Origin of the sequence: Brevundimonas vesicularis (genome assembly GCF_900445985.1) — a bacterium.
In the GTDB taxonomy this organism is placed as follows: domain Bacteria; phylum Pseudomonadota; class Alphaproteobacteria; order Caulobacterales; family Caulobacteraceae; genus Brevundimonas; species Brevundimonas vesicularis_D.
Map to the genome: position 1 here is coordinate 1 of NZ_UAQP01000023.1, position 3,693 is coordinate 3,693.

Genomic DNA, 3,693 nt, shown 5'->3' on the forward strand with positions numbered 1-3,693 from the left:
AGTGCGGATAAAAATGGCAATAGTGCCACTTATATCGCTGGCGCCATGGGGCAAGGCGGCCGCGGTGCTTATGTGTTAGCGATTAGTGGTAAGGATCGTGCGGCTGCTACTCCCGTGGGCTTAGACAATCATGAGTCTAATTGGGCTAAAACAGTGCCTATGTGGGAAACGCCAAAAGGTCAAAACAACCAACTAGGCTACACAGTTAGTACACCACAATTTGCCCAAGTGGCGACAAAATTAACTGGAGATGTTAAAGACAAAACCCAGGGTGTGCGTCAGCTGCTATTTTTAGCTAATGGCTATGATGCCCCTGCAGATGTTCTAACCGCACCCATGCTATATATCTATGATGCCTAGGGCAAGATATGGCTAAGCAGGCGCCGACAGTCGAAACAGGCAAAGCTGCTGGAAGCTTAGTGAAAACCATCTCTGTTAATGGCGGATTGAAAGGTCTTTCTACGCCGACTTTGGTGGATATTGATGCCGATAACTTAGCTGATGTTGCCTATGCAGGAGATCAGGGCGGTAATCTGTATCGCTTTGATTTGCGTGGCGAGGTAAGCTCTTGGACGGCTCATAAAATCTATAATGGCAAGTCAAGCCAACCTATTACCGCCGCTCCGGCCGTATATAAGGAAAGCAGTGATAGCTATATGGTGATCGTCGGTACCGGTTCGGATATTTATCAAAAGGATTTGGAAGACAAAAGCCAGCAGGTGGTTTTGGGTATTCGCGATAAATTGACAGAAAAAACGCCTACGCCGATCGAGCAAAGCCAATTGGTAGAACAAAAGATTTTGGGTACTACAGGCACAAGCGGAACAGGGGGTGATAAAAAAACCTTACGCTATCTCACGCGCAAAATAGTTGCCGATGGTAGCCCCGGTTGGATGTTAACCTTAGGTTCTGATGGCGAACGCGTAGTTACGCAAGCAAGCGTGATTAACCGTACGGCGGTATTTACTTCGCGCGTGTATACAACGAAGAAATCTTCTTCTGCCCCAAATACCTCTTCTCAAAGTAATAATGCGTATAGTTGTAAGATTAATAAAACCAGTACAAAATCCGAGTCAACCGGTTGGTTATTTGCTGTTGATGTAAAAACAGGTAGTAATCCGCTAGAAGGCAGCGCTTATTTCAAAGACTTGGGTGAGCAAAGTAAAACCTCTTTCAACGCTGACGAAAAAGAAGCAATTGAGGGCGATGAAGCTTTAAAAGTTGCTGCTTTGCAAATTGATGGTTTATCTTCAGGCGCAACGCTTAACTCTTTCGAAGCATTAGCCCGAACTGTCAAAGCTGTAAACGCTAACGGTGCTTTCGGCTCAGGACAGGATTTAGCTATTGATGCCGCACAAGGCAGAAACGATTGCGTAGAGCATGGGGATTACACAGTGGGAGTGGTTAGCTCAACGACAGGTTATGAGTCTACAGGCCTTGAAGCATTTAAATGCCCTACAGAAGGCGGGCGTTTGATTCGAATCAATAGCCGACCAATTATTGAATGACCAATTATTGAATAATGCTTCTTAAGCAAAAATACTTTGGCGGCAGTTCCTGCCGCCCAATTGAGGAAAACTATGAAAAAGAAAAATTTATCTTATTTTGCCCGGTAAGCGGCAAAATGGTATGAGTTTATTAGAAGTTATTGTTTCTTTTCTTGTTGTGGGTTTAGGTTTGGGCTTGCTAGTGTCTATGCTAGGCGCAAGTAATCGCTATGGTGCTACCGCGGAATATCGCGCCAATGCTATGCGTGAAATTCAAACTATCGTAGACGCCATGAGAGCCAACCGCATGGGCTTAGCGGGCTATCAATTTGGTAGTGGGCAATGGGAGGATAATAACTACTCATTATCCGTAGCCAAAAAAAATCCTGAAGTTAAATGCGCATCTGCTGAATGTACGCTTGAAGAAAAGCTAAAGCAAAGAGCAGAGTCGCAGGCCTTAACGCGAGCACAACGTGAAATGACAACTTGGCTGAGAAATGTGAATAATTCTGTGCCGGCAGGTCAAGGTTCGATTCTTAGGCAGCCTGATGGTAGTTATATTGTCAGAGTGAGATGGCAAATCGGTGAAGAAAATCAGCGGCAAGATGATGAAACAAAAAATGAACTTATTGAGTTAAGAGTAGTGATTTAGGAGCGTAAAATGAAATTAAAACAAAAGAAACAGGCCGGTGTCTCCTTATTGGAACTAATGGTATCGCTCACTATCGGCTTGATTTTACTATTGGCTTTAAGCTCGGTTTATCTTACGGCAAATCGTTCAAATAAAACACGCAGTATGAATGAAATACTTGATGAAACGGCAAGACAAGTTTTTGAGCGATTAACGGCAGATATTAATATGGCAGGTTATGTAGATGTGTTTGATAATCAAATAACCGCACAAAAATTAGTGACGCCAAGCGATGAAAAAGTGCAAATAATGTACGGTCGTTTATCTGGAAAAGGCAAAGTAAAAACGCCTTTTCAATCAATTTTTGGCGAGAATGGTTTAGAAGGTACTGATAGAACGCTTACCCTACGTTATCAAGCCGCAGCAAGTGCTGCTCGCGGCGATAAAAGCAGTTTACGTACTTATACAGATGCAACAAACGTAGATGCTGCTGTTCATGCAGGTACTGCTTTAAATTGTATTGGTAATAAGGTTCAAGCTGATGTTTTGCAAAATACGCCGATAGTCGTTAATACATACTCTTTCAATAATGGCACTTTTTCTTGCTTAGAAGAGCCGCTTGTAAGCGGAATCAGCGATCTGCAATTCAGATATTTAGTGACTGAAGGCGTTAGTGATACATCTGCTACTATGAAAGATAGTTATGCCGGCATGTATGTGACAAATACATTAAAAGCTAATGAAGTAGTGAGTTCCCAACGTCCTTTGGGCTGGGCGGGAGTTACGGCAGTAGAGGTATGTTTGGTCGTTGGTGCAGAGCCTTTAAGCGGTAATGTTCAAGGAAATTGGATGGAATTGCAGCCGACAATACCAACTTGTGAATTTGATGCAGATGGTAATTTTGGTAATGAAGCAAGACGGGTAAATGATCAGAAGCTTTATCGTGCTTACATTAAAATTATCAATATTCCTAATGCCGTATATTTTACAAATTAAAGGAGTAAAATATGAATTTAAAACCGAAAAAACAGGAACAGGGCATCGTATTATTAAGTTGCTTAATCTTTTTGTTATTGCTGCTAAGTATGCTGCGTTTTACTTTAAACCAGCGCCTCAATGGAGGAAATGAAAGCGGGGGCAGATTATGATCAGATGCGTGCATCAGAAGCCGCGGCAATTGCTATGCGTGATGCGGAATATGATATCAAACGCATGTCTAATCCAAGTAATGGTAAAAGTGTTTCTTTGGAAGATGCCAATGAAAAGGATGCAGGAAAGCAAATGGCATTAGCTATCGCTTATTGGTCAGACCCGGCCAAATTTGCTAATCGAGCAGGCGTGTATGATGGCGATGCTAGGCAGGTTTGTCCTGATAAACCTTCTTATGCTTGCTTATTAGATTGGGGAGATACGGACGGTAAACCTGATTGCTCAAAATTAGTCTGTTTTGGTGATCAGAGTAATTCAACAACCTTATCAAATGAACAGGGCGCATATATTATCGAACGTTTTAAAGGTGACGGCGCTACTTTGGATTTAGGTAACGCTCATGATAAGGATGTTATTGTGTTACGT

General features: G+C 42.5%; 5 protein-coding genes. All 5 read left to right on the plus strand.

Features of this window, described 5'->3' with window-relative positions; translation table 11 throughout:
* A partial coding sequence (locus tag DT343_RS18400; protein WP_220116860.1) for a PilC/PilY family type IV pilus protein occupies positions 1-360 on the plus strand: 360 nt, incomplete at its 5' end.
* Positions 361-368: 8 nt separating this feature from the next.
* Positions 369-1,508: a PilC/PilY family type IV pilus protein gene (locus tag DT343_RS18405; protein ID WP_112863905.1), complete on the plus strand. Its 1,140-nt coding sequence runs from the start codon at positions 369-371 to the stop codon at positions 1,506-1,508.
* Between the two features lie 97 nt (positions 1,509-1,605).
* A complete protein-coding gene (gene pilV, locus DT343_RS18410; RefSeq protein ID WP_146756788.1) occupies positions 1,606-2,139 on the plus strand; it encodes a type IV pilus modification protein PilV in 534 nt (177 codons plus the stop codon).
* 9 nt (positions 2,140-2,148) lie between these two features.
* The gene (locus DT343_RS18415; RefSeq protein WP_112863908.1) at positions 2,149-3,114 is read left to right on the plus strand and encodes a prepilin-type N-terminal cleavage/methylation domain-containing protein; all 966 of its coding nucleotides are present in this window, start codon (positions 2,149-2,151) and stop codon (positions 3,112-3,114) included.
* A gap of 120 nt (positions 3,115-3,234) precedes the next feature.
* On the plus strand, positions 3,235-3,693 hold a 459-nt coding region (locus DT343_RS18420), incomplete at its 3' end, for a hypothetical protein (protein ID WP_146756789.1).

What these genes read in the sequence shown, in the direction of transcription:
- DT343_RS18415 (WP_112863908.1), top strand. Translation starts at nt 2,149, where the DNA reads ATGAAATTAAAACAAAAGAAACAGGCCGGTGTCTCCTTATTGGAACTA.
- DT343_RS18405 (WP_112863905.1), top strand. Translation starts at nt 369, where the DNA reads ATGGCTAAGCAGGCGCCGACAGTCGAAACAGGCAAAGCTGCTGGAAGC.